Origin of the sequence: Amycolatopsis halotolerans (assembly GCF_042647905.1) — a bacterium.
GTDB classification, from domain to species: Bacteria; Actinomycetota; Actinomycetes; order Mycobacteriales; family Pseudonocardiaceae; genus Amycolatopsis; species Amycolatopsis halotolerans.
This window is the reverse complement of record NZ_JBHRWI010000013.1, coordinates 170,440-196,276: the sequence shown is the minus strand read 5'-3', so window position 1 is coordinate 196,276 and position 25,837 is coordinate 170,440. Positions and strand designations below refer to the sequence as shown.

Below are 25,837 nucleotides of genomic sequence, written 5' to 3'. Positions count from 1 at the left end.
GCTACTTCCGGCATGATCGAAACCATGCGAAAAGTGACCGACGACGAGCGACGAGACCGCATCGGACTGCGGCACGCACTGGCGACCGCCGCGCCCGGGGTGGAGGACGCCGTCCGCGCGGTCACGTGCTTGCACGCGACCGAGGCCAGCAGCATCTATCTTTCCGCGTACGCCCGTTCCCGCGCCGTCCGGGCGTCCATTTCGGACGCATTGTTCGGCCGACGCACTGTGGTGCGGCAACTGGCGATGCGCCGGACGGTATTCGCGTTTCCGGTCGATTTGTTCGCTGCGGCAAGGGGAAGCGCGTCGGCTCGGGTCGCTCGGCAGATGACCGCGCGGCTGGCCAAGGACGCCGAGCTCGCCGGGATCGACGACGGTCCGGCATGGGTCGCTGACCGATGTTCCGAGGCGCTGGCGGCGATCCGCGACGAGTCCGGCACCACCGCGCAGCTACGCGCCCGCATTCCCGAGCTGAGCACGCGGATCGCCGCCGAAGGACGGCCCACCGTCCTTGCCCCCGTGGGGTCCCGCGTCCTCTCCGTGCTCGCGGCCGGCGGTTCGGTGCTACGAGGGGAGAACGCCGGTCGCTGGCAGACGTCGCGTCCAGTGTGGACAGCAGTTGAGCAGTGGCTCGGCGAGGATCCGGGCGTCCTGGAGGAACGGGCGGGCTACCGGGAGCTGGTGCGGCGGTGGCTGTGGTCGTTCGGGCCGGGGACCGAGGACGACCTGGTGTGGTGGCTCGGCGCGACGAAAACCGCGGTCCGCCGCGCGCTGGACGACGTCGGCGCGACGCCCGCCCTGCTGGAGGACGGCACCCCGGCGTGGCTGCATCCCGACGACCAGGAGGAGGTCCGCCTCGACGGGGACTGGGCGGCGCTCCTCCCGACCCTCGACCCGACCACCATGGGCTGGCGCCGCCGCGACTTCTACCTCGGCGACCACGGCCCGCACCTCTTCGACGGCGCGGGCAATGCCGGTCCGACGGCGTGGTGGAACGGGCGGATCGTCGGGACCTGGACGCAGCAGGCGGACGGGACGGTAGAGGTCGTGGCGATCGATCCGTTGCCGCGGGCCGCGGTGCGGGCGTTGGACCAGGAGGCCGCGAAGCTCACCGCCTGGTTCGACGGTGAGCGGGTCGCGACCGGTTACGTGTCGCCGCTGATTCAGGGCCGGGTCAGTCGCGGCGCCGGAGCTTCGGGTCGGTAAGCGAAGGCGGGACATACGACACGTCGATCGGCCCCACATCGGTGCCCGGCGCGACGATCTCGTCGATCCGGTCCAGGACATCGTCGTCCAGCCGGATGTCGGCACCGGCCAGCAGGTCGTCCAGCTGCGGCAACGTCCGGGGCCCGATGATCGCGGACGTCACGGCCGGATGGTTGACCGCGAACGCCAGCGCCAGGTGCGTCAGCGAAAGCCCAGCTTCCTCGGCCACCTGCGCGAGGTGCTCGACGGCCGCGTGTTTGCGCTCGTCGCTCATGTGCCGCGGCACGAACCGCAACTGTGCTTCCCTCAGTTGCTCACCGCCGGGCCGGTAACGGCCGGTCAGCAGGCCCATCGCGAGCGGGCTCCACACCAGGACCCCCATGCCGTACCGATCGCACACCGGCAGGATTTCGCTCTCGATTCCCCGGTTGAGCAGCGAGTACGTCGGCTGCTCGGTCCGCAGCCGGGCCAGCCCCGCACGCTGCGACACCCACTGGGCTTCGACGATCTCGGACGCTGGGAAGTTCGAGGACCCGACGGCGCGCACCTTCCCGCTGCGCATCAGGTCGGTCAACGCGGAGAGGGTTTCCTCCAGGTCGGTGTCGGGATCGGGGTGATGGAGCTGGTAGAGGTCGATGTGGTCACTCCGCAAGCGCCGCAACGACTGTTCGACCTCCGCGACGATCCAGCGCCGGGAGCTCCCACCGCGACCCGGGCCCATCGAGCCGTTGACCTTCGTGGCCACCACGACGTCGTCCCGGCGCCCCTTCAATGCCGCGCCGAGGATCTCCTCGGACTCCCCGCCGGGTCCGTAAACGTCAGCGGTGTCAACGAAGTTGATCCCCGCGTCGAGCGCCCGGTGCACCATCCGGACGCACTCGCCGTGGTCGGGATTGCCGATCTTCCCGAACTTCATCGTGCCAAGGCAATAGGCGCTGACCTTGATTCCGGTCCGCCCCAAAAGCCGCATCTGCATGTGCCGGTTTCCTTTCCTGAGCAACGCCACGCTCGCAGAGGAAGCGGCCATCCAGTGACCGCTACCGCGCACAATCTGCGAAAGTGATCAGGTGACCGACGTCGTGCTGCCGCCCCGGCTTCAACGCGGAGACCGGGTACGGCTCGTCTCCCCGGCGAGCTGGCCAACTGACGAAATGCTCGCGGAATCCGTGCGTACGCTGGAAAACTGGGGCCTGACCGTCGAAGTCGGCAAACACGCCCTCGACCGGCACGGCTACCTCGCGGGACGCGACGAGGACCGGTTGGCCGACCTCAACGACGCCTACCGCGACCCCGGCGTGCGCGCGGTCATCGCGACTCGCGGCGGGGCCGGGGCGTACCGGATCGCCGACGGGATCGATTTCGCGGCCGTGCGCGCGGATCCCAAGCCGCTCATGGGGTTCAGCGACATCACCAACCTGCATCTCGCGTTGTGGCGGCACTGCCGGATCGCCGGGATCCACGGCTTCCTCGCCGGCGCGCGCTCCGCCGAATCGACCCGGCGGCTGTTGTTCGAGCCCGAACCCACGACGCTGCACCGGGACCCGAACTCGCTCACCGCAGCGGTCTCGTTTCCCGGGACGGCCACCGGGAACCTCGTCGGCGGCCATCTCGGCACGATCATCGGGTTCATCGGTGCCGGACTGCCCAGCCTCGACGGCGCGATCCTGTTCCTCGAAGCCCCGCGCGCGATCGGGCTGGGCCAGGTCGACCGGCAGCTGACGCACCTCATGCGGTCCGGTTCGCTGCGCGGTTTGCGCGGGGTCGCGCTCGGCCGGTTCCCCGGGTTCGAGGACTACGCCGACCGCGGCTGGACCGTGCTCGACGTGCTGCGCGACCGGCTCGGCGCGCTGGGCGTCCCGGTGCTCGGCGGCATCGACGTCGGCCACGGCACCGCCCCGTTGTCAGTGCCGCTCGGGCCGGTCGCGACGCTCGACGCGGACACGCTCACCGTCGGGCCCGCGGTCCGCTAGGAACCCCAGCTCAGGTGCCGGTAGTGCAGCCCGTTCTTCGACTCCTGCCACTCCCCGACGGTGTCCGGCTCCCGGCCGATCTCCGGCGCGTAGACGTCGCCCTCGAAGGACTCGCGGAGTTCGGTCACCTCGATCCGGTCGGCGAACGGCAGCGACTCCTGGTAAATCCGCGCGCCGCCCATCACCCACACATCCTCGTCGGCGGCTGCCGCAAACGCTTGCTCCAGGCTGGGGAACGTCTCCACGCCGTCCTGCGGCGTGCGGGACACCACCAGGTTGCGCCGTCCCGGCAGCGGCCGGAAGCGTTCCGGCAGCGACTCCCACGTGCGCCGTCCCATGAGCACGGTCGCGCCCGCGGTCACCGTGCGGAAGTGCTTCATGTCCTCCGGGATGTGCCACGGCAACGCGTTGTCACGGCCGATGACGCGGTTCGACGACTGTGCCCAGATGAGTCCGATCATCAGACGGCCACCCGAGCCTTGATGCCGGGGTGCGGGTCGTAGCCCTCCAGCGAGATGTCCTCGTAGCGGTAGTCGAACAGGCTTTCCGCCGGTTTCAGGCTCAGCGACGGGAACGGCCGCGCGTCTCGGGAAAGCTGCTTGCGGACCTGGTCGACGTGGTTGTCGTAGATGTGGCAGTCGCCCCCGGTCCAGACGAAATCGCCGACGCGCAGGCCGACCTGGTCGGCGATCATGTGCGTCAGGAGCGCGTAGCTCGCGATGTTGAACGGGACGCCGAGGAACAGGTCCGCGCTGCGCTGATAGAGCTGGCAGGACAGCTCACCGTTGGCCACGTAGAACTGGAAGAACGCGTGGCACGGCGGGAGCGCCATCTGCGGGATGTCCGCGACATTCCACGCCGACACGATGATCCGCCGCGAATCCGGGTTCTCGCGCAGGGTGCGGAGCACGTCGCTGATCTGGTCGACGTGACCGCCGTCGGGCGTCGGCCAGGACCGCCACTGGACGCCGTACACCGGGCCGAGGTCGCCGTCCTCGGCCGCCCATTCGTCCCAGATCGTGACGCCCTGGTCACGCAGCCAGTTCACGTTCGAGTCGCCGCGCAGGAACCACAGCAGTTCGTACGCGATCGAGCGGAAGTGCACTTTTTTCGTGGTGATCAGCGGGAATCCGTCGGCCAGCCGGTAGCGCAGCTGGTGCCCGAAAATCGACCGGGTGCCCGTACCGGTGCGATCCCCCTTCTTGGCTCCCGTGTCGAGCACGTGCTGAAGCAGGTCTTCGTACTGCGTGTCCGGCATGGGTGCGGATGGTAGTCGAGACAGCGCCGTGTCAGCCGGATATCAGCCGCGGCGGTGACGCTGGTCGCACCACCACCCAGAGGGGGATTTCCGATGACACGCCCACCCGGCCTGCCGCTCGAGCGCGACGCAGGCCCGTTCGCCCCGCCGTCCGCCATCACCCGGCTGCGGGAGTCCCGGCCGGTGAGCCCGCTGAAGTTCCCGGACGGGCACGACGGCTGGCTGGTCACCGGCTACGACGCGGTCCGCCAGGCGCTCGCCGACCCGCGGTTCAGCTCGCGCCAGGACCTCGGCCCGGTGCACGTGCCGTATGAAACGCCGAGCATGCCGGAAGCGCAGGAAGAGTTCGAACCGTCGCCGCAGGTGCCCGGCTTGTTCATCACGATGGACCCGCCGGACCAGACCAGGCTGCGCAGGAAGCTCACCGGCACGTTCACCGTCAACCGGATGAAACGGCTCGAGGAGCGCATCACCGAAATCGCGCGGGCACAGGTCGAGCACCTCGCCGAATGCCCGAAGCCAGTCGATCTGGTGCAGGAATTCGCGCTTCCGGTACCGTCGCTGGTGATCTGCGAACTGCTCGGCGTCCCGTATTCCGACCGGGAGATGTTCCAGAAGAATTCCTCGCAGATGATGGTCCGGGACCAGAGCATCGCGGACAAGACGGCCGCCTGGACAGCGATCACGTCCTACCTCGGGAAGCTGGCGGTCGACAAGCGCGCGGACCCCGGCTCCGACATCCTGTCCGACCTGGCCCGCGACGACGACCTCAGCGTCGAGGAACTCGTCGGGATCGGGTTCCTGCTGCTGCTCGCCGGGCACGAGACCACGGCGAACATGCTGGCGCTCGGCACTTTCGCGTTGCTGGAGAACCCGGAGCAGCTGACCGCTCTGCGCGACGATCCGGACCTGATCCCCGGCGCGGTCGAGGAACTGCTGCGCTATCTGACGGTGGTCGACGTCCTCTTCCGGTACGCGGTCGAAGACCTCGAACTCGGCGGCGAAAAGATCAGCAAGGGATCGACCGTGCTCATTTCGATGGCGGCCGCCAATCGCGATCCTTCGCATTTTCCCGACGGCGACGACCTCGATGTCGAGCGGAATGCGCGCACGCATTTGTCGTTCGGCCACGGCGTGCACCAATGCCTCGGCCAGCAGCTCGCCCGGATCGAAATGCGCGCCGGATTCGCCGGACTGCTGCGCCGCTTCCCGACACTCGCGCTGGCGGTCCCGCCGGAGGAGATTCCGCTGCGAACCGGCATGAACATCTACGGCGTCCACGAGCTGCCCGTGACCTGGTGAAACCGCACGCGTCAACAGGTCAGTTGACGCGTGCGCACGTCAACGTATACGTTGACAACCATGGCAGACTCCGTACGGGAAATGGCCGACCGCTACTTCCGGCAACGCCGAAACCCCTTCCTCGACGAACTGGTGCGCACGGCGAGATCCGGACGCCAGCCCGGCGAAGAGCTCAGCGCCGAGGACGCGGCGGGCGCGTTGCACCTGGTCCCGGACGTCCGCGGCGACCTGGACCGGGCCGAGGTCACGCTGATCGAATCGGTCCTCGACCGCGGCTGGACCTGGGAACAGCTGGGGGCGGAGTACGGCAACCGGTCCAAACAGGCGATGCAGCAGCACTACCGGCGGCGCGGCGGGAAACGTTCCTGGCCGGCCGGGGAACGCCCGCCGCGCACCGGATCACCGCACCGCCTAGGCGACGAAGACCTGGACCCGGCCGACGTGGCGAAGGTGCGCGAGGCGATCAGCGCCCTGCTCGCCACCGCGCACGACGTCGCCGAAACCCACACCGTCGACGGGGTGTGGACCGCAGGCGAACCGATCCTGGAGGAGATCTCGACGGTCGGCCTGGATCCATTGCCCCGCTTGGAAGTCGCGTGCCGCGCCGCGGCCGGCGCCATCGAGGACATGGTCGTCGCGGGATGGGAACGCCGCGATCCGGGACGGGAGGAGCGGCGGCGGCAGTCGTGGACCGTGCGGCTCGAGGACGAGATGCGGGACATGGCGTCCTGGCTCGACCGGGAACCGCAAGGACACCTCCTCCCCCGCGTCGACCGTCCGCTGACCGTCGGGACGACCACCGCCATACGGGCGGACCACGTCGAGATCGCCGCCGAGGACGTCGAGCAGGTGCGGGAGTCGATCAGCCTGACGCTCGATCGGCTCGAAGCCCACCGCGCCGTGTTCGACCAGGTCATCGACGAGCTGCGGCGACGGCAGGCCGAATTGTCCTGAGCCGTCAGCGAACCCGGGACTGCAGCCACTTGTCCCACGGCCGTTCCTTGTCCTTGGCGAACGGTACGTCCGACCGCAGCCCGCGCGGGATCAGCACCAGAGCTTCGCCCGCGAAGCTGACGCCGATCGCGAGCTGATACGGCCTCGCCTGTTCGTGCATGCCGAATTTCACTGCCAGCACAGTGAATCCGAGCGACACGGCCACGCCGAGCACGAACAGCGCGAGGCTCGACTTGCGGTAGCGCTGCCACAGCTCGCCCTTCTTTGCGTATAGCCGGATCGTCGCCCCGCGCGCCGCCCCGAAGGCGAGACCGACCACGCAGCTGCCGACGATCCACCACACGTCAGTGCTGGTCAGCCCCGTGAACCCGACCACCCCCGCGACGCCGATCGCGATCAGCACCACCGGCGGCGCGACCGTGTCGCGCCAGTTCAACGGCTCCCCGAGCATCCGGAACACCAGCATCACCACGACGCCGACGATCAAGCTCACGAGCACCCACCCGCTCATCGCGGACCCCCTGCCCCAGACAACGCAGCGGCCGTTTTGGCACGCTCATGCTAAATCCATCGTGGCACCACCGTGCTATAAACGCAACCATGCCGAAGATCGTGGTGCCGGAAGACCGGCGGACGGCCGTCAGCGAAGCCGTGGTCCGGGTGGTCCGCCGCGGCGGCGTCGAGGCCGCGACGCTCGGCAACGTGGCCAAGGAAGCAGGCCTCGCGATCGGGTCGATCCGGCATTACTTCGCCGATCACGAGGCGATGATGATCTTCACCATGGACCAGCTCGGCCGCCGGATCGGCGAGCGCGTCGCGGTCCGCGCGGACCGGCTCCTCGCAGCCGACACCGATCGCCGGACACTGGTCGAAGACCTGCTCGCCGAATTCCTCCCGCTCGACGACGACCGCCGGGACGAGGCCGTCGCGTGGCTGGCGTTCACCGTCGCCGCCCGCACCCGGCCAGCGTTCCGCGCAAGTGCCGACGCCCAGCACCAGTACCTGCGCGACCTGATCACCCGGATCCTGCGCGAGGCCGTCGCGCTCGGCAGGCTCCCCGAGGAACTGGACCTGACCGTCGAGGCGGTCCGGCTTTCCGCGTTGCTCGACGGACTGACCATGCAAGCGGTGCTGTACCCGGAATCGACGCCCCCGGAATTGCTCCGGGACGCACTGCGGCGCAGCCTGCCGTAACCCCGGGTCCCTTGTGGACCAAAGTCCCACCGGCGCGATTCATCGGTTGTGAACGTGCTGTGAATATTGCGAATTACCTGTCGCCGCGATGAGCGAAACCGCGGCGGTGCCAGTCGTTTCCCCGCGGAACCGGATGTGAACACTCACACGGCGTGCCGGAGCCGTTGCTCTGCGGGAGTGGGCGAGAACACAGTGATGCTCGGCCGGGTCACCCCGGCAAGCTCCCTTCCCCGTCTGGCACAAGGAGATTCGATGGATTACCGACCCACCCGGCGGACTGTCCGGATTACGGTGGCGACCGGGGCAGCCGCGCTTGCCGTGGCGCTGCTGCCGGGCACCGCGCTGGCCCAGTCGACCAACGACGCGGGCCAGCCGAACGGCCTCATCAAGACCGCCACGCACACCAAGGTGGTCGAAGTCCAGCCGCTCGGCGCACACCTGAACCGCGCCGCGCTGCCCGCTTCGAAGCAGCTCTCGTACAACCAGCAGGTGCAGGAAAACGACCAGTGGTGCTGGGCCGCGGACGGCTCCAGCATCGAGCAGTCCCAGGGCGGCACCGCCTCGCAGGCCGATTTCTGCGCGGCGGGCAAGGGCACCCAGTCCGGGTACTGCCCGAACGAAGGCGGCCAGATCTCGGAAATCGTGCAGGGCTTCCAGGGCACCGGGTTCTCCGCGCAGAGCGCGAACGGGCCGATCAGCTACGACTCGGTCCAGAACCAGGTCAACTCCGGAATCCTGAACCTGACCGGCATCTACTGGACCTCCGGCGGCGGGCACGCCGAGGTGATCTACGGATACGACAACACGAACAACTCGATCATGGTCGGCGACCCGTGGCCGAGCTACGAGCGTTACCAGACCTGGGACTACACCCAGTACCAGAGCAACGCCCAGTTCAACTGGAACGACACCATCGTCAACATCAAGAAGGGCTGACGAGCCGCCATGGGTGAGATCTGCCGGAAGTTCGCCGCCGGCGCGGCGATCGCGGTCGCGGCGCTCCTGTCCGCCGGTCCCGCCGAGGCCGCCGGGGCCTCGTGGGTCGCGCCGCCGTCGGAGCAGGACGTCGCGGCCGCGGTCAAAGCCGCGGAAACGGCACGCGCGATCAGTTTCGCCACGTCGAACTTCCGGCAGGTCGGCCACGGCGAGCCCGGCCGGATCACGGTCGGGCACCGGGGAATCCCGGTCTACACGCTCAATCCCGATTTCGTCGCGGCGAAGCCGGGCGCCCCGGCCGGGGTGCTGCGGGCGATCGCGGTGACGGCCACCGCGGCCACCGGCGCGAAAGCCACCCTCCGCGCCGCGCCCGACCGCTCCGCGCCGACCGGCTGGTCGGTCGGGAACGTGTTGTCCGGCAACGACGAGGAGACGCTCAGCGCCCGGCTGCGCCCGGATTCGGTGCTGCTGAACGAACCGCAGATCAACGGCTGGTACGACCTCGGCCGCGACGGCGTCGTGCTCCTGCAGGCCAGCCTTCCCCAGTCGCCGGTCGGCCAGTTCACTCCGATCGCCGACTACGAGCAGCAGGTGCACTCCCGCTACGCCGACAAACTGCCCGGTTCCGATTACCAGCGCGGCGGCGGCATCGGGTTCAAGCAGACCCTCCAGCGCGACACCGGACCGGCCGGTTCGCTGACCGTCGGGCTGATCGTGTTCGGTTCCGCGGTGGCGGCGGCAGGCGCGTTCCTGTTGTGGCGCTGGACGAAACGCCGGATCAGTCCCAAATGAGATCGACCCCGGCGATGCCCACGCCGAGTTCCTCGAAGTAGGCGCTGACCGTGTTCCCCGGCCCGCAGAACAGCGGCTCGCGGACCAGCAGCTCCAGGTCTTCCCTCGGCCGGACAGTCCGCAGGCAGCGCGCGGGCAGCGCGGCCGGGTCGAAGCGCAGCCGCAGCAGGTACGCCGACATGCGGGAGCGCACGACCCGGTGGAAACTCCCCGGCCGGACCGAGGCGGAGGGACGCAGCGTGAACCCGAACGTGTGCGTCTCCCCCTCGGCGAGGCCGCGGTCGAAGAGGACCTCGAACACCATCCCCGCCGACCGCATGCTGCGCCGCACCCGCCCGACCCGGCAGCCGTCGACCGCGATGATCTCCGTCGCGGTGACGTCGCTGCCTTCCTCGTCCTGGTGCGTGACCAGGAAACTGTCCGGCCCGGATCTTCGGGCCCGCACCACCATGGTCGACGTGATCTCCTCGGTCCGGCCCTGCGCGCCGAGGGTCAGCACGTCGACGACCGTCGCGACGTCGAGGTCCGCGTTCTCCTCGACGCCCGGCGTTCCGCTCAACTCGTCGCGCAGCGCGAACGTTTCCGCCCAGCTCTGCTGGAGTTCCGGCAACGACGGCCTGCGATCGGCGTCGGCGGTCCGGTGCGGCCCGATCAGCACGACCAGGCTGTCCGGCGGGAGGTTCAGCACCGACTCCAGAGCGCGCACGACGTCGAGCGACCGCGGCGCGGACGGACTGCGCAGGCCGCGCTGCCAGTAACTCAGCGTGGACTCGGCGACTGAAACCCCGTGCGCGGCAAGGTGCGCGCGAAGCCGCGAAAGGGACAGCCCGCGCCGGTCGACGGCCTCGGACAACGCGCGGTGGAACGGACCGGACCGGACTGTTCGCGACGACCACCGGACCGCCAAGCTCTGCTGCTGCATCTGGCTTCCCCTGCTCGTGCCGAATAGCTGTTCAGCATGAGCAGTTCGTGACCGGGCAACAACCGTCCATGGTCGAGAATCGGACATTTCCCCCGGCTTGGGGAGGCTCAGCCGTCCTCGAGGGTCCGCCAGATGCCCGCCAGAAGGCGCAGCTGCTCGTCGTCCAGCCGGTCGAAGAACAGCGTCCGCAGGTCTTCGTGGTGCCGGCGGCGGGCTTTGCGGATCAGCGCGCGGCCCTGCGCGGTCAAAACGGCGTCGAAGCTGCGGGCGTCTACCGCCGATTGGCGGCGTTCGATCAGGCCGCGGCTGACGAGGCGGTCAGCCAGCCGGGTGAAGCCGCCGGTGGACATCAGGCGGCGCTGCGCGAGGTCGGTCATCCGCATGCCCGCGTCGCCGGCTTCGGCCAACAGGGCCAGCACGCTGTACTCCGCCATGCTCACGTTCAGCGGCGCGAGCCCGTCCGCCAGCGCGCGCCACAGCCGCTCGTGCGTGAAGAGGAACCCGCTCCACGCCTCCTGTTCCAGGTCTCGCAGCCCGTCGCTCGCCATGGCGACACGGTAGCCCGGACCTGGCAAACGGGTGATCACGGCCATCTCCGGAAATAGTTGTCTGCGCAGACAGGTTAATTCCGGCAGACTCGGCCGCTTTGCGCGGACGGGCACTCGAAAGGAGTCGGCCATGACTGAACTGCAGACCGCTGAAGCGCGGCCGTTCGAAATCGGCATCCTGACCTTCGGGGAACTCACCAAGGACCCGGTTTCCGGGGCGCTCCCCTCGCCGCGGCAGCGAGCGCGCGAGACGATCGAGCAGGCACAACTCGCTGACCAGGTGGGACTGGACGTCTTCGGCGTCGGCGAACACCACCGCACCGACTTCGTCGGGTCCGCGCCCACGATCCTGCTCGCCGCGGCGGCCGAGCGCACCAAGCGGATCCGGCTGACCAGCGCGGTGACCGTGCTGAGTTCCGAGGACCCGGTGCGGGTGTGGGAGCAGTTCGCGACGCTTGACCTGCTGTCCGCGGGCCGCGCCGAGATCATCGCGGGCCGCGGCTCGTACACCGAGTCTTTCCCGCTCTTCGGCTACGACCTCGCCGATTACGCCGACCTCTTCCGCGAGAAGCTCGACCTCCTGCTGGCGATCCGCGAGCAGAATCCGTTGACCTGGAAGGGAAAGTTCCGTGCGGCACTCGATGACGCCGACATCGCGCCGCGTGCCGACGGCTTGCCGATCTGGGTGGGCGTCGGCGGGTCCGCGGCCTCGGCGGTCAGCACCGGACGGCGCGGACTGCCGATGGCGATGGCGTTGCTGCTGGGACCGTTGACACAGCACGAACAGACCGCCGCGCTCTACCGGCAGGCGGCGCGGGAGGCCGGGCACGATCCGGCGTCGATCAGCATCAACGTGCACGGATATGTCGGGCGCACCAGCCAGGAAGCGCGCGAGACCATGTATCCGTACTTCGCGCAGGGCATGCTGGAGAACAACCACCAGCGCGGCGAAGGAATGCTGCTGTCCCGGTCCGCCTTCGACGCACAGGCCTCGCCCGGGTCAGGACTGTTGGTCGGGAGTTCGGCGGAACTGATCGAGAAACTGCTCGCCTACCACGAGTTTTACGGCCTCGACCGGGTTTTGGTCCAGCTCGGTTTCGGCGGGATGCCGCAGAAGACCCACCTCGAAGCGATTGAACGGCTGGGCACCGAGGTCGCCCCGGTCGCACGACGGGAGATCGCGTCGTGAGCGGGCTGCGAGTGGCGGTCGTGAACGGGAGCCCGAGCCAGCCGTCCAAAACTGTGGGGCTGGTGGACGTCATCCTGGAAACCCTCGGTGGCTTGGTCCCGCTTGAGGCATCCCGGATCGACGTTTACCGGCTGGGGCTCGGCGGAACCAGTGAACGCTCGGACGCGCCGCCGAAGGTCGAGGCTGCGTTGCGGAGTGCGGAAGAAGCCGACCTGCTGATCGCGGCAACTCCGGTGTTCCGCGGCTCGTATCCCGGGATGTTCAAGCAGTTCTTCGATCTCGTCGAGCAGTACGCGCTGGTCGACAAACCCGTCCTGCTGGCCGCGACCGGCGGCGGTGATCACCATGCACTGGTGCTGGAACACGCGCTGCGACCGTTGTTCGGGTTCTTCCAAGCCCTGACGCTGCCGGTCGGGATCTTCGCTTCCAGCGGGGACTTCGACGGAACTGTGCTGTTGAACCCGCGCGTGCACGGGAGAATCCAGATCGCGGTCGAGTCCGCGATCCGGTTCCTTCCGGCGACGGCCTGAGTTGAGTTCCCGGCGGTCAGGAACGGCAGCACCACGATCAGGAGCCTGCAGCCGTTCCTCCGCCGTTCGGCATGGGCAGTTCGCGGTCGCATGTCAACCGCTCATAGCCGACAACTGAACATTTCCCCCGAGCCGCCGGATGCAGCCACCCCTGCAGCACACAGTCCGCGAACGCCGTCGCGTACTGTCCACCTGCGGCAATCCGCAGGCCCTGGCCAATTTGACACTGATACTTTTCACCTGTCAGTCTAGACTGACAGCTTGAACGAGGGGGTGGAACCTGACCAGCGAAGAGCTCCTCACCGTGCTCGCGGCGATCGGGCACACCCAGCGGCTGCGCATCATCGCGGAGCTGGCGAAGGGCCGCGTGCACGTCAGCGAGCTGGCCCGTCGGCTCGAGCTGTCCCGCCCGCTGCTCTACATGCATCTCGAACGTCTGCAGAAGGCCGCCCTCGTCACCGGCAGTCTCGAACTGTCCGAAGACGGCAAAGCGATGAAGTACTTCGAGATCACGCCCTTCGAGCTGACCCTCGACGTGGACACCATCGTCGCCGCGTTGGCCGAGGACGAACAGAACAGCGGAATGCCGGAAGGATCGGACGAGGTGAAGGGGGTGAGCACATGAGCGGCGGGTTGACAGCCCTCGCCATCGTGCTGGTGTCCATCGGGGGAGTCACCGCGAGCGTGGTGTCTTACTTCCGGTTGCAAAGACACCGGGCCGACGCGGTGGCACTGGCCGGGTATCGCAAACTCGCGCAGCAGGCGATCGCCAACCAGCAGGCGATCGAAACCCGGCTGACGCAGCTCGACGACAGGCTGTCGGAGGTCGAGAAGCTCCTCCGGAGCGTGGGGTGACCGCGGCGGCGGACCGGTTGCGAACGCACCGCAATCCGTTCCGCACCCTCTTTTCGGCCAGCCCGTGGACGGCCACTGCCTACCTGCTCAGCTATCTGCCGGTGGGCACGTTCCTGTTCTGCGGGGCGACAGTCGTGGTGGTCGTCGCCTACGCCGCGAACATCACCTGGCTCGGCCTGCCGCTGCTGGTCGGCGCGGCCGGAATCGTCCGCGGCTGCGCGGAAATCGAACGCGCCCGGACCTCCCTTGTCGCCCCTCGCATCGAGGGGCACTACCGGATCGTCCACGGCACCGGCGTCTTCACGCAGATGAAGACCCGGTGGACCGATCCGGCGACCCTGCGCGACTGCGTTTATCTCATCCTGCTCTACCCGGTTCTCCTGCTGCTGGACAGCGCCTCGCTGCTGATCTGGCTCACCTCGATCGGCCTGATCACCGTTCCGCTGTGGTACTGGGCGGTCCCGCAGCACACGGCCGGCGGCAACACCGCGCACGGCCTGATCGGCAACGGCTCCGATGGTGTGTGGATCGGCGATCTGGCCAGCGCATTGCTTGTCGCCGCAGGCGCTTTTCTGCTCTCGACGGCGACTGTGTATCTGGTCATCGGCACCGCCAAACTGCATCTCAAGATCGCCCGCGCAATGCTCGGAAAACCCGCGGACCCGCTCGCCGCGGCCCGGCGCATGCTGGCCGAACCGGGACCGCTGCCCGCGATGACAGACCAGTAGTCAGCTTCCGGTCAGCACCTCGTCAGCTTCGGCCGTGAGCATGTCCTCATGGCTCAGCACACTGTGCACGAACGGCGGCCGAGAACTGTCTCGCCCGCCCGATGCCCGCCGGATCGATGTTCTCGATCCAGCCAGACGGATCGAAGCCGGTGATCTCGCAGCCGTTGGCGTGCGCGTATCCCGCCGTCTCGACGGACGTGATCGGACGCCGCTGCGTCCGTTTCTCAGTCCGGCGGCGAAGTCCTCGACTCCGATGCCGATGCCGGTGACCATGCCGAGGCCGGTGATCACGACCTCGCGCGGTGCTCGGTGCTCGGGCACCTTCAGCTCCCCATGGTTGACGCCGGCCGGTTCGGGCCGCTGCTGGGCCTTCCTCGCCTCTTCGACGACAGCCACGACGCTGTCCAGGTTCACCATTCGCGCAAGCTCGTTCTGGTCGATGTCGACGCCGAGAGTGCGCTCGAGAGAGGACAGGATTTCGATGGCTCCCATCAAGTCCGCACCGTGGTCCTCTTTGAACAGGCTGGTTCCGGTCATTTCGCCCGGATCGATTTCCAAGATCTCGCAGACGATTTCCTTGATCTTGGCACGGCGCGTCTCGTCCGTATCCACGGCCGAGCTCGTGGTCGTCATCGCAGGTCTCCAACCAGGGACTGGCTCAGCGGTCCCGGTTCCTGGCCCAACCTCTCAACGACGGCTATCTCTTTCCCATACCCGCACGGCAGGGGTTACCGGCTCGGCTGGTCCATCCGGACTTGCGGGTGCGGATCGACGGGCCGCTGCGGCTCCCGCGCCGCACGCGTGGCGCGGGAAGGCCACCAGCTGGCCCGGCCGAGCAACGCGAGCAGCGAAGGCAGGATGAGGATCCGGACGACCACCGCGTCCAGCAGGACTCCGGTGGCCAGCGCGAAACCGGTCTGTTTGAGTTCCAGCAGGTGCAGCAGCACGAAACTCACGAAGACCGAGACCATGACAACCGCGGCGCTGGTGACCACGCTGGCCGAGCCGACAATGCCGCGCGAAACCGCCTGTCGTGTCGGCACTCCGGCGAGCACTGCTTCTCGGATCCGGCTGACGACGAAGATCTGGTAGTCCATCGACAGGCCGAAAAGGATCACCACGAGGAACAACGGCACCCGGGATCCGATGAAGCCCACCGATTCGAATCCGAGCAGATTTTCCGCCCAATGGCCCTGGAACACCAGGACCAGCAGACCGAAGGCCGCGGTCGCCGACAGCATCGTCAGCACGGTGCCGATGAACGCGATCACGATCGAACGGAACGCCACCAAGGTCATCAAGAACGACACCAGCAGAACGAAGCCGAGCACCCAGGGCAATTGCTCGTCCTGGTGCCGGACGTAGTCCTCGTTCTGCGCGACGTCCCCGGATACCGCGTACTGCGCCCCGGGCAACCCGGCGAACGCCGCCGGCACGAACTGCCCGCGCAACTGGTGCAGAGCCGCTGTCGCTTGCGGGCTGCTGACGTTGTACGGCGTGCCGAGGTAGAGCGTGCCGGTCTTGCCGTCCGCGGACACCGCGATGTTCGGGTTGTCATTGCCCGCGAACAACGGGTTGTCCCGCACCGACGAAGCAAGGCCTGCCAGCGAGCTCTGGATTTGCTCGTGTGTCGCGGTACCGGAGTGGACGGCGATCGAGTTGGTCGCGCGCTCGCTCGGGAACGCCTGGTTCACCCGGTCGGCCACCTGCAGCGAGGGAATGCTCCGGGAGTAAGTGTCATCGCCTGGCACGCCGAGCTTCATTCCCAGCGCGGGCAGCGACAGCAGCAGCATGCCGCCCACCGACAGGAGCAAGGTCAGCCCGGGGCGGCGCATCGCGGGCCGCAGCAACGCAGTCCACAGGCGGTGCTGCTCGCCTGCCCGGTCGCGCTTGCGGCGCCAACGCAGCCGGCGGTCGACCCTGGTCCCGAGTTTGGCGAGCACCGCGGGCAGCACGGTCAGCGAGCTGACCATCGCGACCAGGATGACGATGACAGTGCCGGCGGCCAGCGACGAGAAGATCACGTCGTCGGCGAAGAACAGGCAAGCGGTCGAGGCGATGACGGCGAATCCGGACATCACCACGGCGCGGCCGGACGTGGCCGCGGCCAGTTCGATCGCACGTTCGGCAGTGATCCGCCCTCCGGACGCCTCGCGTTCCTCGCGTTCTCGTTTGAGGTAGAACAGCGCGTAGTCCACGCCGACAGCCATGCCCATCATCAAGATGACCTGAGCGCCGACCCCGGCATCCGGGAAAATGTGCGAGACCACGCCGTAAAGGCCGGTGGCACCGGCGATCGACGTGATCGCCAGCAGCACCGGCACGCCCGCCACCAGCACCGAACCGAACACCAGCAGCAGGATCACGAGCGTCACCGGCAGGGTGATCGCCTCCGACAACGCGAGGTCGGAGCCGCGCTGGTCGTTGAGCCCCTTGCCGGTGGAGCCCTTCCCAGTCTCCTCGACCCGCAGCGCGGGATTCGCCTTCTGCACCTCCGCGGTCTGGGCGAGCAGCGGTTCGACGTGGAGAGACGCGTCCCGCTGGTCGCCCTTCATGGTCACCTTCACCATGACGGCCGTCCCGTCCGGGGCCGCCTGGGGCGGTGCGACCGTAGCGACTTCCGGCAGTACGCGCATCCGATCGGTCACCTGGGCGGCAGCCGCGTCCGCGGCAGTGCGGTCGAGCGGCCCCCGGTTCGAGGTGATCAGCACGTTCTCGACCGCGACCGGATTGAGACCGCCGTCGTCGGCGATCTGCTCCATCTTCCCGGCCTCGCCGACGCGGAAGTCGGCGCTGGTGGCGCTGTGTGTGCCGATCATGCTGCCGGCCGCGAAACACAATGCCACGAACACGACCCAGCCGATGATCGCCCGCCACGGGTGCGTCGCGCTCCACCTCGCGGCCCGCACGGTGAACGTCCGTCTATGCACGGTCGCCATCCCCCTTCTCACTTCCCTGACGAAACCCCTGGTCATCCACATGTAAGTTTACGATGACAGATGGAAGACTAAAGCGTCAACTGAAATCTGCGACGATCTCCTACAGGAGCTACCCGGACAGCGAGTTTCAGGCCTGGTCTAACGTCCTGACCTCCCCCCTCTCCGTCCATACGCTCGCCAGGGGGGAATGCCACCCGCGAGCCAGCCAAAGGAGAGGTCCGACCATGCCGATTTCCAGCCAATCACTTCCACCGCGACAACCTTTTCCGACGTAGAAGCAAAATCTTTCGACCGTATTGCCCGAGACCTGACCTCGTCGGTCGATTCAATAAATTCCGGAGAATGACTGAAGAAGGCGGCCGACACCTGGCACGACATGCCCGCCGCACCGCGAAAGCAGCTACCCCGGTTCCACCGGGACTCCGGCCGAGAAGGAGTATTCCTCATCAGATCCTTTCCGGTCGACGAGGAAAAACTACCGAACACTCCTCCGGAGAGCGGCTCGCGCGTTGGTCCACGACGTAGTTCCCGCCTGCGGAAACGAGCAATCCCAGGGGAACGAAGGATCTTTGGCGCTCTCGTTCCACAACGAGAACGCCTTTCATCCGTTCCGGTCGACCGGCATCTACTTCACCTGCACGGCTCTACCAGCTGGTGAAACACTTCCCGGACAAGAACTTCGGACCAGTTCTGGCCAAGCGGTTCAACGCCGAGATCGAATCGATGTTCGACGACACCCGGGACTTCGCCCAGGGCCACTTCAGCTTCGCGCCCCGCAATGACACTCCGTTCTGGCGCGCCTGCAAGGAACTCGAACTCGCTGACGATTTCATGGAGAAAGTTTGCCCTCCCTGGCGTACCGGCCGGAGGCTGTCGAGACGGCCTTCGCCGACCTGAAACGGCAGAGCTCCGAGCCCGTGAACACTCTGCCCAGCACCTATGAATACCTGCGCCAGCGGCATGGGAAATGAGCCGGTGCGCGCAAGAGAGCACGCCGGCACCTCCTCGGCCGAAGGATTCCGTTCCCTCATGGCGGAATTCCCCAGCGGGGTCACCGCCGTCACGGCCGACATACGTACGAAGACGGCCGTCGTGGGCGATCAGTCAAGACCATGAGCCGGGGCGACGGAGGCTGGGCTGTGGACCAGCGACGGCTCAGCCCGTGAAGTAAGCCGTCGCGAACTCCGTTAACCGTTGTGCCGCCGCGGAAACATACGTGTCCGCCCGCTGCACCACCGTCAACGTCCGATAACAACCCGGAGCATCCAGCTCCAACCCGACGGCCGCCTCGTCCTTGGCGGCTCGTCGGGCCACCTCCGGCACCAAACCGATCCCCAGCCCGCTCGCGATCAGCTGGCCGGTCGCGCCGGGTTCGTCGCTCTCGCAGGAGTAGTTCGGTTCCAGCCCGGCTTCGGCGAAGAGGCGGTCGGCGAGGGTGCGCGGCCAGTAGCCGGGGCGGGTGGTCACCATGGGCTCGTTCGCGAGGTCCGCCATCCGCACCCGTTTGCGCCGCGCGAGGCGGTGCGTGCTGGGCACGGCGAGAATCACCTCCTCGCGCAGCAGTTCCCGCGCCTGCAGACCGGGTTGCCGCAGCGGCTGCGAGGCGAAGCACAGATCGACCTCGCCCGCGCACAGTTGCTGCGCCATGGTTTCCGCCGAGGATTGGTACAGCCGCAGCTCGATGCCGGGGTACTCCGCGCGGAAGGCGCTCATCAGGCCGGTGAGCGTGAGCAGGGTTTCCGACGCTACGGCGACCCGGCCGTGGTCCACGCCGGCCAGGTCGACCAGTTCCTGGCGGGCGTCGTCGAGTTCGCGCAGGGCCCGGTCGACGCGGCGCAGGAACGTGGTGCCGAAGTGGTTGAGCCGCAGGCCCCGCCCGGCGCGTTCGAACAGCGGCACGCCGAGATCCGCTTCCAGCCGCGCGATCGCCCGGCTCAGCGACGGCTGCGCGATGTGCAGTTCGGCCGCCGCCTGGCTGAGGTGGCCGCGGTAGGCGACCGCCTGGAAGTAGCGCAGTTGCAGCAGGTCCATCTCATAGCTCCGAGGTCATGAGTATATGCCGTATCTGGTCTTGGACGGCATGAGAAATTCAGCTTAGCGTCTGTCCGGGGGAAGATTCACGCGCACAAGGGGGAACAGTGGCCGAAACGGCCCTCACACGCGGGCGGACGTTGCTGGTGGTGATGCGGGTTTTCGCGACGCTCCACGCCGTCGCGATCCTGGGTCAGCCGGTGTTCGCCGGACGGTATCTGATCGGCGATTACGGCATGCTGGCGCTGCACGAACTCGGCGCGAACATCGTGTCGACGATCGCGCTGGCGCAGCTCGTGCCTGCCGCGCTGTACTGGTGGCGCGGCGGCGTCCAGTGGCCGTTCTGGGCGAGCCTGCTGCTGGCAGGCGGCGAGACCGCGCAGTACTTCGCGGGCCTGGCCGGTGCCCTTGACCTGCACATTCCGCTCGGCGTCGCGCTGGTCGCGATCGCGCTCGGGACGCTGTTCGGCATCTGGCGGACCGGGGCGCGGCGATGAGCGGGATGTCGCGACGCCGGTTTCTCGGACTGGCGGGCGGTGCCGGTGCGCTGCTCACTGCCGGGTTCGTCGCCCCGCGGTTGTTGCGGCCCGCTGCCGCTACCGGGGAGTTGCTGACCAGCGAAGTGCCGCTGCCGCAACCGTTTCAGGTGCCGTTGCCGCTGCCACCAGTGCTGAAGCCGGTATCCCGCGACGGTGGTGCCGACCGGTACGAGATCGTCCAGCGGGCGGGCACCGCGGAGATCCTGCCCGGTCTGCGCACGCCGATTTGGGGCTATCAAGGCACTTTCCCCGGACCGACGATCGAATCCCGCAGCGGCCGGACCACGATCGTCCGGCACCGCAACGAACTTCCGGTCCCGACGGTCGTGCACCTGCACGGCGGACGCACCCCGCCGGAGTCCGACGGATACGCCACCGACCTCGTCCTGCCCGCCGACGGCCGGTACCTCGCCGGCGCCGGGCACGGCCATTCGGGGATGGCCGATCCGGACGCCGTCGTCACCACCGGCACTCGCGAGTACACGTATCCGTTGCGGCAAAAAGCCGCGATGCTCTGGTATCACGACCATCGGATGGATTTCACCGGCCCCGCGGTGTATCGCGGGCTCGCCGGACTGCACATCGTGCGCGACGCCGAGGAAGACGCCCTGCCGCTGCCGCGCGGCGAACGGGAAATCCCGCTGATGATCACCGACCGCGCGTTCGCCGAAGACGGATCGATGCGGTACCCGTCGCTCGACCCTTCTTTGCGGACTGTGCCCGGCGTCGAAGATGCTTATGCCGCAGGGGTTCTCGGCGACGTGCTGCTCGTGAACGGCGCACCGTGGCCGGTCGCGGAAGTGTCGGCGACCCGGTATCGGCTGCGCTTCCTCAACGGTTCCAACGCCCGCCGCTACGACCTCGCGCTCGACCCGCCGCCCCCGAGCGGACCCGCGTTCACGCAAATCGGCTCGGATCAGGGCTTGCTCGACGCCCCGCGCGGCCACGAACATCTGCCGATCGCGCCTGCCGAACGGTACGACACGGTGGTCGATTTCGGCGCCTATCCGGTCGGTACCGAGGTCACGTTGGTGAACCGGCTCGGCACCGAGACTACCGCGCAGGTCATGCGCTTCCGCGTGGTCCGCCGAGCTAAGGACGACAGCCGAATCCCGGCGCGACTGTCCGAAGTGGATCGACTTGACCGTGCACAAGCGACAGTGACCCGCGAGTTCGCGTTCCGAAGTGGACAGTTCAACGGCAGGCACGGCTGGACTATCGGCGGCGAAGCTTTCACTCCGACGCGGATCGCCGCACAGCCGAAACTCGGCGACGTCGAGATCTGGCGGTTTGTCGCGGATCTGCACCATCCGATCCACCTGCACCTGGTGCACTTCCAGGTGCTTTCCCGCGGCGGCAAGGATCCCGCCCCACACGACGCAGGCCGAAAGGACACTGTGGACCTTCAGCCCGGCGAAGCGGTCGAGGTGATCGCCCGGTTCGACGGCTATCGCGGGCGGTACATGTTCCACTGCCACAACGCCGAACACGAGGACATGGGGATGATGGCCACGTTCAAGACCGTCTAGGAGGTGGCGCGGTCACCACGAACCTCTCCGGCTGGGTGCTCCCGTCACCGTGACCCGGCGCGGCAGCCTTCCTACGCTGACCGCAACGGTTTCCTCTTCGATTCTGGAGGTGCGGCAATGAACTCCCCAGCCCGACTGGCCGGTGCTGCGCTCGGCCTGTCCGCGGCGCTGGCCCTGACCGGTCAGACCGCCGCGACGGCCTCGCCAAAACCGGCGGCGAATTCGGTGACGTGCAATTCCGGTCCGCTGCAGGTGAAGTTCTCCGAATTCCCCGGTTCGCCGCCGAACGTGTTCTGGTCGCTCGGCGTCTTTTGTTCCGCTCCCGCCCAAATCTCCCTGTCCTCCCGGTTGGTCACCGGGTTCAGCACGCTGGCCTTCGGCACCAATCCCAGCGCGTTCACCCAGCTGCTGTTCACCACCTCGCCCGGCAACAAGTCCGTGTCGGTCCCGAAGGGCATCCCGGTGGAAGCGCTGGCGTCGGCCACGATCGCCAACCGCACCGGCGGCATCGTGACCATCGCCAGCTCCGCGGGCGGAAACTGCACCCGGAACAATTCGGTGCAGGTGACGTGCAATTACGCCAGCGGGTTCTTCCGTCCCTGACCGGGTTGGGCGTCGAGTGCCGACGGCCGCGGCACTCGGCGTCACTGACGCGCGGACAGCGCGGCGAGAGCCAAATGCAGCACATGCAGATCGTGATAGCCGTTCACCGACAGCCCGGTGCGCTGCTCGATCTGCCGGAGCCTGCGGTCGAGAGTGTTGGGGTGAATGTGCAGCATAGCGGCCACTCGCCGCCGGTCGGCGTTGCCGAGCACCCAGCCGCGCAAGGTGTCCACGAGCACCGGCGAATCGGTCAGCGGCGCGACTGTGCCGGACAACCGCGTCGCGAGGTCCGGATCGCCCGAAACCAGCCGATCCGCCAGCACATGCGACAAGTCGTAGAAACCGGCCGGATAACCCCGGCTGCGCACCAGCCGCCAGACTGTCACCGCTTCCCGGAAGGCAGCGGGAAGTTCCTTCGTGTTTCCCTTCGCCACCACCACCTGGACGCCGGGGCCGAGCGCGCCGAGAGCCGGGACCGACGAGTGTTCCGGCACCCGGATCCCCGGCCCGTCGACCACGGGCAAGGGATGCAGCAGGATGACGAAATTCTTGCGCGCCACCACCAATGCGCCGCTTTCGAGCAGTGTTTGCTCAAGCCGGTCCAGCTTGCCGGAGAGGTCGCCGCGCGGATCCGCGGGCGACACCAAAGCGATCAGGTGCGCCGGAGCCCGCGAGCCCGCTCCGGCGGCCGAACCGCTCAGCAGGCCGCGGATCACCTGTTCGCGGTAGCGACCGGTTTCCGCTCGTTGCTGATGCCAGTCGAAGAACGCGCCCAGTTCGGCAGCCTCGGCCAGCGGACCCAGCTGAGCCGACCACATCACCAACGGCATCAGCGTGGCCCGGTCGGTCACCGACGCTTCGGCGAGCGCGATCCGCATCGCGGCGGTGTAGCTGGTGGTGACGCCGAGCCGCAGCGACTCCGCGGAAAACCCTCCGTCGGCCACGACGTGCCCGAACTTTTCGTACGGGGAAAGGGCTTCCGGATCGACAATCTGGTCCGACCGCGCACAATCGAAGGCGAGATCCGCGCCGAACCGGATGAGTTCGATCGAGCGCGGGACCAGCGCGAGCGCCCCCGGACCGTGCCCGGCCATCGTGGCGTTCAACTCGTTCCGCACCCCGGTCAGCACGCGGGGCAGCAGCCGTTCCAGAACAGCCCGGGTTTCTCCGCTACGCATGGCGACGGTTTCCTGACGGCGAGGTGCGCCCAGCATAGCGGCTGAACTACTTGGTCCACACCCACAACCTGACGCGGCGGCCGGTCGCGAAGGCGCACGCCAGCAACGGCAGCAGCCAGTCCAGGAAGAGGAGGAAGAACAAGACGAGAATCGGGTCCACGCCCCACGCGTCGAGCACCCGGCCGCCGTCCACCCGGACGGACGCGACGACGAAGGCGACCACGACGACCACCAGCCTGCTGCCCGCGCCGAGAAGAACGAACGTCCGGCCGAGCGGGTTGCGCAACGCCAGCAGCATCGCGCCGGCCAGGCAGCAGACCCCGCAGAAGACCTGGCTGACCAGGCCGCCCAGCATGCTGATCGACAGGGTCCCGTCTTCGGTCGGCACGAATCCCGTGGTCAGCGACAGCGCGTCGGCCGCGTCCCATCGGCTGCCCGGGGAGACGGAAGGCACGCTGCCGAAGGGCCAGATCAGGAACACCGCCTCACGCACAGCCAGCAGCACCGCGAATCCGATCGCGAGCAGCACCCCAGCCGGTATCCGCCCAGTCCGCTCCGTCACCAGACCCTCCTCCGCCACCGAGGCGGTCAAGCTAGGCCAGCTCGGGCGGGACCGGTCCCGAATCAGGCCAGCCGGTACCCGGCCCCCGCGACCGTCTCGATCACCGGCGGCAACCCGAGCTTCCGCCGCAACGTCATCACCGTGACCCGCACTGTGTTCGTGAACGGATCGGCGTGCTCGTCCCACGCCTTCTCGAGCAACTGTTCCGCACTCACCACCGTCCCGTCCGCACGCATCAGGACCTCCAGGACCGCGAACTCCTTGGGAGACAACGGCAAGAACCGGCCGTCGCGGGACGCCTGATGCCGGGGCAGATCCAGCACCAGCCCAGCCGCCTTCAACACCGGCGGCAACGCCGGGCGCGCGCGGCGAGCCAGCGCGTGCACCCGAGCGACCAGCTCCGCGAATACGAACGGCTTGGTCAGGTAGTCGTCCGCGCCGAGGTTCAGACCGTCGATGCGATCGGTGACGTCGGCGGCGGAGGTGAGCATGAGGACCCGGGTCTCGCCTCCCGCGTCGACGATCGCCGCGCACACCTCGTCGCCGTGGACGGTCGGCAGGTCCCGGTCCAGAACGACGACGTCGTAGGCGTGCACGGCGACCCGTTCGAGCGCTTCGCCGCCGTCGTAGCAGACGTCCACCGCGATCGAATGGCGCCGCAGCCCCTCGGCGATCGAATCCGCCAGGAGCGGCTCGTCCTCGACAATCAGTACCCGCATTCGATCATCATGCCCGGAATGGCGATAAAGGGAAGATAAGGATCAGGCGGGCAGGTGCACGTCGACGGTCAGCCCGCCGTTCGGATTGGCTCGCGCCGACACGTCCCCGTCGTGCGCGCGGGCGACGGAACGCACGATCGACAACCCCAGCCCCGAGTGATCCGCCGCACCAGTCCGATCCGGCTTCCCGCGCCGGAACGGCTCGAACAAGCCCGACACGGCGGTTTCGTCCACATTGGACCCGGAGTTGCGCACGCTCAACGCGGGCGTCGCACCAATCGTCACCGCCACCCACCCGTCCGGAACGTTGTAGCTGATCGCATTGCTCACCAGATTCAGCACCAACCGTTCGAGCAGCACCGCATCGCCGATCACCGTCCGCGCGCGCAGCCGGGTTTCCACCGTTACGCCGGCCTCCTTCGCCTGTGCGGCAGTGAGCTTCACGACCGAGCGGACCACTTTGTCCAGCCGCACCGGTGCCCGAGCGCTGAGGCCGCGGTCGCTGCGCGCGAGCACCAGCAGTCCCTCGATCAGTCGCTCGCTGCGTTCGTTGGTCCGCAGCAAATGCGCACCCAGTTTGGTCAGCACCGGACCGGCATCGGGGTTTTCCAAAGCGACCTCGATCAGCGTGCGCTGCACCGCGAGCGGCGTGCGCAACTCGTGCGAAGCGTTGGCCACAAACCGTTTCTGGCTGTCGAAAGAACCGGCGAGGCGGTCCAGCATGCTGTCGAAAGTATCGGCGAGTTCCTTCAATTCGTCGCGCGGGCCGTCGAGTTTGATTCGCTGATCGAGCTTCCCGGCTTCGAGCCGTCGCGCGGTCGAGGTGATGGTGTGCAGCGGCCGCAGTGCGCGTCCGGCCATGAACCAGCCGAACAGCAACGCCAGCGCCGCCGTCACCACCAGTGCGATCGCCGAGGCGAGGACCAAAGTGGACATTGTCGAGCTGCGGTAATCGGTGAGCACGGCCGTGGCCACCCGCTCCGCCGACGCGGTATCCGCCGGGATCGCGCTGAAAGTGGCGTCAGCAGGGAGCGCATCGGCGGACATCGCCTGGCCGAGCCTCAGCGAGACCCCGTCGCCGAGATACTGCGCGGGCACGGGCAGTTCGTTGCTGACGACAACGTAGGTCACCACTACCAGCACGATTCCGGCCAGCAGGAAGAACCCGCCGTACAGCGCGGTGAGCCGGGTTCGCACGGACAGCCGCAGCGGCCCCCGGCGGGCGTCGGCGTTCTTCTCGGCCAAGGATCCTCCCAGGTCGTCGCTGCCGACAAGTCTGTCGGATCCGGGCATAAGGAGAGGATAAACAAGATCGCTTAACGGGCCTGTATCGCCGCGTCGGTACTACTGGGC

29 protein-coding genes are annotated in these 25,837 nt (G+C 67.9%); 16 read left to right on the top strand and 13 right to left on the bottom strand.

Annotation, left to right across the window (positions count from 1 at the left end):
* Positions 1 to 24 precede the first annotated feature (24 nt).
* The gene (locus ACFORO_RS09700; RefSeq protein ID WP_377872051.1) at positions 25 to 1,206 is read left to right on the top strand and encodes a winged helix DNA-binding domain-containing protein; all 1,182 of its coding nucleotides are present in this window, start codon (positions 25 to 27) and stop codon (positions 1,204 to 1,206) included.
* On the opposite strand, the gene ACFORO_RS09695 is transcribed toward ACFORO_RS09700, so the two are convergent.
* The gene (locus ACFORO_RS09695; protein ID WP_377872052.1) at positions 1,175 to 2,182 is read right to left on the bottom strand and encodes an aldo/keto reductase; all 1,008 of its coding nucleotides are present in this window, start codon (positions 2,180 to 2,182) and stop codon (positions 1,175 to 1,177) included. The two genes, ACFORO_RS09700 and ACFORO_RS09695, sit on opposite strands and share 32 nt — an antisense overlap.
* Before the next feature lie 91 nt (positions 2,183 to 2,273).
* Between ACFORO_RS09695 and ACFORO_RS09690 the strand changes: the two genes are divergently transcribed.
* Positions 2,274 to 3,176 (top strand): S66 peptidase family protein, encoded by a 903-nt coding sequence (locus ACFORO_RS09690; protein WP_377872053.1) that lies wholly within the window; start codon positions 2,274 to 2,276, stop codon positions 3,174 to 3,176.
* On the opposite strand, the gene ACFORO_RS09685 is transcribed toward ACFORO_RS09690, so the two are convergent.
* Positions 3,173 to 3,637, bottom strand: coding sequence for a dihydrofolate reductase (locus ACFORO_RS09685; protein ID WP_377872054.1), 465 nt, complete (start codon positions 3,635 to 3,637; stop codon positions 3,173 to 3,175). The two genes, ACFORO_RS09690 and ACFORO_RS09685, sit on opposite strands and share 4 nt — an antisense overlap.
* Positions 3,637 to 4,434, bottom strand: a complete 798-nt coding sequence (locus ACFORO_RS09680) for a thymidylate synthase (RefSeq protein WP_377872055.1) — start codon at positions 4,432 to 4,434, stop codon at positions 3,637 to 3,639. Before ACFORO_RS09680 ends, ACFORO_RS09685 begins: the two co-directional genes overlap by 1 nt.
* 93 nt (positions 4,435 to 4,527) lie before the next feature.
* On the opposite strand from ACFORO_RS09680, the gene ACFORO_RS09675 reads away from it, so the two are divergent.
* Together ACFORO_RS09675 and ACFORO_RS09670 are read left to right on the top strand one after the other, a co-directional pair.
* Positions 4,528 to 5,736 carry a cytochrome P450 gene (locus ACFORO_RS09675; RefSeq protein WP_377872056.1) on the top strand — a complete coding sequence of 403 codons (1,209 nt, stop codon included), beginning with the start codon at positions 4,528 to 4,530 and terminating at the stop codon, positions 5,734 to 5,736.
* Positions 5,737 to 5,796: 60 nt separating this feature from the next.
* A complete protein-coding gene (locus tag ACFORO_RS09670; protein WP_377872057.1) occupies positions 5,797 to 6,690 on the top strand; it encodes a hypothetical protein in 894 nt (297 codons plus the stop codon).
* A 4-nt stretch (positions 6,691 to 6,694) separates the two neighbouring features.
* Here the strand turns inward: ACFORO_RS09670 and ACFORO_RS09665 are convergent, their stop codons facing one another.
* A complete protein-coding gene (locus ACFORO_RS09665) occupies positions 6,695 to 7,201 on the bottom strand; it encodes a DUF1453 domain-containing protein (RefSeq protein ID WP_377872059.1) in 507 nt (168 codons plus the stop codon).
* Positions 7,202 to 7,290: 89 nt separating this feature from the next.
* Here ACFORO_RS09665 and ACFORO_RS09660 point away from each other — a divergent pair, with 89 nt between their 5' ends.
* From ACFORO_RS09660 to ACFORO_RS09650, 3 genes are all read left to right on the top strand, one after another.
* The gene (locus ACFORO_RS09660; RefSeq protein ID WP_377872060.1) at positions 7,291 to 7,884 is read left to right on the top strand and encodes a TetR/AcrR family transcriptional regulator; all 594 of its coding nucleotides are present in this window, start codon (positions 7,291 to 7,293) and stop codon (positions 7,882 to 7,884) included.
* A gap of 252 nt (positions 7,885 to 8,136) precedes the next feature.
* Positions 8,137 to 8,820 carry a papain-like cysteine protease family protein gene (locus ACFORO_RS09655; RefSeq protein ID WP_377872061.1) on the top strand — a complete coding sequence of 228 codons (684 nt, stop codon included), beginning with the start codon at positions 8,137 to 8,139 and terminating at the stop codon, positions 8,818 to 8,820.
* 9 nt (positions 8,821 to 8,829) lie between these two features.
* Entirely contained in the window at positions 8,830 to 9,612 is a 783-nt protein-coding gene (locus tag ACFORO_RS09650; protein ID WP_377872062.1) for a hypothetical protein, read from the top strand.
* Here the strand turns inward: ACFORO_RS09650 and ACFORO_RS09645 are convergent.
* Complete coding sequence (locus ACFORO_RS09645; protein ID WP_344271281.1) at positions 9,599 to 10,534, bottom strand: helix-turn-helix transcriptional regulator; 936 nt, start codon at positions 10,532 to 10,534, stop codon at positions 9,599 to 9,601. The two genes, ACFORO_RS09650 and ACFORO_RS09645, sit on opposite strands and share 14 nt — an antisense overlap.
* Positions 10,535 to 10,641: 107 nt before the next feature.
* Positions 10,642 to 11,082: a MarR family winged helix-turn-helix transcriptional regulator gene (locus ACFORO_RS09640; protein WP_344271278.1), complete on the bottom strand. Its 441-nt coding sequence runs from the start codon at positions 11,080 to 11,082 to the stop codon at positions 10,642 to 10,644.
* 130 nt (positions 11,083 to 11,212) lie between these two features.
* Between ACFORO_RS09640 and ACFORO_RS09635 the strand changes: the two genes are divergently transcribed.
* From ACFORO_RS09635 to ACFORO_RS09615, 5 genes are all read left to right on the top strand, one after another.
* On the top strand, positions 11,213 to 12,271 hold the full coding sequence (locus tag ACFORO_RS09635; RefSeq protein WP_377872063.1) for an LLM class flavin-dependent oxidoreductase: 1,059 nt from the start codon (positions 11,213 to 11,215) through the stop codon (positions 12,269 to 12,271).
* Positions 12,268 to 12,801, top strand: coding sequence for an NAD(P)H-dependent oxidoreductase (locus ACFORO_RS09630; protein ID WP_377872064.1), 534 nt, complete (start codon positions 12,268 to 12,270; stop codon positions 12,799 to 12,801). Before ACFORO_RS09635 ends, ACFORO_RS09630 begins: the two co-directional genes overlap by 4 nt.
* 304 nt (positions 12,802 to 13,105) lie before the next feature.
* Positions 13,106 to 13,426 carry an ArsR/SmtB family transcription factor gene (locus tag ACFORO_RS09625; RefSeq protein WP_377872066.1) on the top strand — a complete coding sequence of 107 codons (321 nt, stop codon included), beginning with the start codon at positions 13,106 to 13,108 and terminating at the stop codon, positions 13,424 to 13,426.
* Positions 13,423 to 13,656, top strand: coding sequence for a hypothetical protein (locus ACFORO_RS09620; RefSeq protein ID WP_377872068.1), 234 nt, complete (start codon positions 13,423 to 13,425; stop codon positions 13,654 to 13,656). The genes ACFORO_RS09625 and ACFORO_RS09620 overlap by 4 nt, the downstream gene beginning before the upstream one ends.
* Positions 13,653 to 14,384, top strand: a complete 732-nt coding sequence (locus ACFORO_RS09615) for a sensor domain-containing protein (RefSeq protein WP_377872069.1) — start codon at positions 13,653 to 13,655, stop codon at positions 14,382 to 14,384. The genes ACFORO_RS09620 and ACFORO_RS09615 overlap by 4 nt, the downstream gene beginning before the upstream one ends.
* Here ACFORO_RS09615 and ACFORO_RS09610 read toward each other — a convergent pair whose 3' ends face one another.
* Complete coding sequence (locus tag ACFORO_RS09610; RefSeq protein WP_377872070.1) at positions 14,385 to 15,017, bottom strand: acyl carrier protein; 633 nt, start codon at positions 15,015 to 15,017, stop codon at positions 14,385 to 14,387.
* 95 nt (positions 15,018 to 15,112) lie between these two features.
* Entirely contained in the window at positions 15,113 to 17,323 is a 2,211-nt protein-coding gene (locus tag ACFORO_RS09605) for an MMPL family transporter (protein WP_377872071.1), read from the bottom strand.
* A 654-nt stretch (positions 17,324 to 17,977) separates the two neighbouring features.
* Here ACFORO_RS09605 and ACFORO_RS09600 point away from each other — a divergent pair.
* A complete protein-coding gene (locus ACFORO_RS09600; RefSeq protein WP_377872072.1) occupies positions 17,978 to 18,220 on the top strand; it encodes a tryptophan 7-halogenase in 243 nt (80 codons plus the stop codon).
* A 258-nt stretch (positions 18,221 to 18,478) separates the two neighbouring features.
* Here the strand turns inward: ACFORO_RS09600 and ACFORO_RS09595 are convergent, their stop codons facing one another.
* A complete protein-coding gene (locus ACFORO_RS09595) occupies positions 18,479 to 19,354 on the bottom strand; it encodes a LysR family transcriptional regulator (RefSeq protein WP_377872073.1) in 876 nt (291 codons plus the stop codon).
* Between the two features lie 107 nt (positions 19,355 to 19,461).
* Here ACFORO_RS09595 and ACFORO_RS09590 point away from each other — a divergent pair, with 107 nt between their 5' ends.
* The 3 genes from ACFORO_RS09590 to ACFORO_RS09580 all read left to right on the top strand — a co-directional run bounded on the left by ACFORO_RS09590 (position 19,462) and on the right by ACFORO_RS09580 (position 22,025).
* Positions 19,462 to 19,851 carry a hypothetical protein gene (locus ACFORO_RS09590; RefSeq protein WP_354743845.1) on the top strand — a complete coding sequence of 130 codons (390 nt, stop codon included), beginning with the start codon at positions 19,462 to 19,464 and terminating at the stop codon, positions 19,849 to 19,851.
* The gene (locus tag ACFORO_RS09585; protein ID WP_377872074.1) at positions 19,848 to 21,422 is read left to right on the top strand and encodes a multicopper oxidase family protein; all 1,575 of its coding nucleotides are present in this window, start codon (positions 19,848 to 19,850) and stop codon (positions 21,420 to 21,422) included. The genes ACFORO_RS09590 and ACFORO_RS09585 overlap by 4 nt, the downstream gene beginning before the upstream one ends.
* Positions 21,423 to 21,539: 117 nt before the next feature.
* Positions 21,540 to 22,025, top strand: coding sequence for a hypothetical protein (locus tag ACFORO_RS09580; RefSeq protein ID WP_377872075.1), 486 nt, complete (start codon positions 21,540 to 21,542; stop codon positions 22,023 to 22,025).
* A gap of 41 nt (positions 22,026 to 22,066) precedes the next feature.
* Here the strand turns inward: ACFORO_RS09580 and ACFORO_RS09575 are convergent, their stop codons facing one another.
* The 4 genes from ACFORO_RS09575 to ACFORO_RS09560 form a co-directional block, all read right to left on the bottom strand.
* Positions 22,067 to 23,203, bottom strand: coding sequence for a PucR family transcriptional regulator (locus tag ACFORO_RS09575; protein ID WP_377872077.1), 1,137 nt, complete (start codon positions 23,201 to 23,203; stop codon positions 22,067 to 22,069).
* Positions 23,204 to 23,249: 46 nt separating this feature from the next.
* A complete protein-coding gene (locus ACFORO_RS09570) occupies positions 23,250 to 23,765 on the bottom strand; it encodes a hypothetical protein (RefSeq protein ID WP_377872079.1) in 516 nt (171 codons plus the stop codon).
* 62 nt (positions 23,766 to 23,827) lie between these two features.
* Complete coding sequence (locus ACFORO_RS09565) at positions 23,828 to 24,484, bottom strand: response regulator transcription factor (protein WP_377872080.1); 657 nt, start codon at positions 24,482 to 24,484, stop codon at positions 23,828 to 23,830.
* A gap of 42 nt (positions 24,485 to 24,526) precedes the next feature.
* The gene (locus ACFORO_RS09560; protein WP_377872082.1) at positions 24,527 to 25,777 is read right to left on the bottom strand and encodes a sensor histidine kinase; all 1,251 of its coding nucleotides are present in this window, start codon (positions 25,775 to 25,777) and stop codon (positions 24,527 to 24,529) included.
* Positions 25,778 to 25,837: the final 60 nt, after the last annotated feature.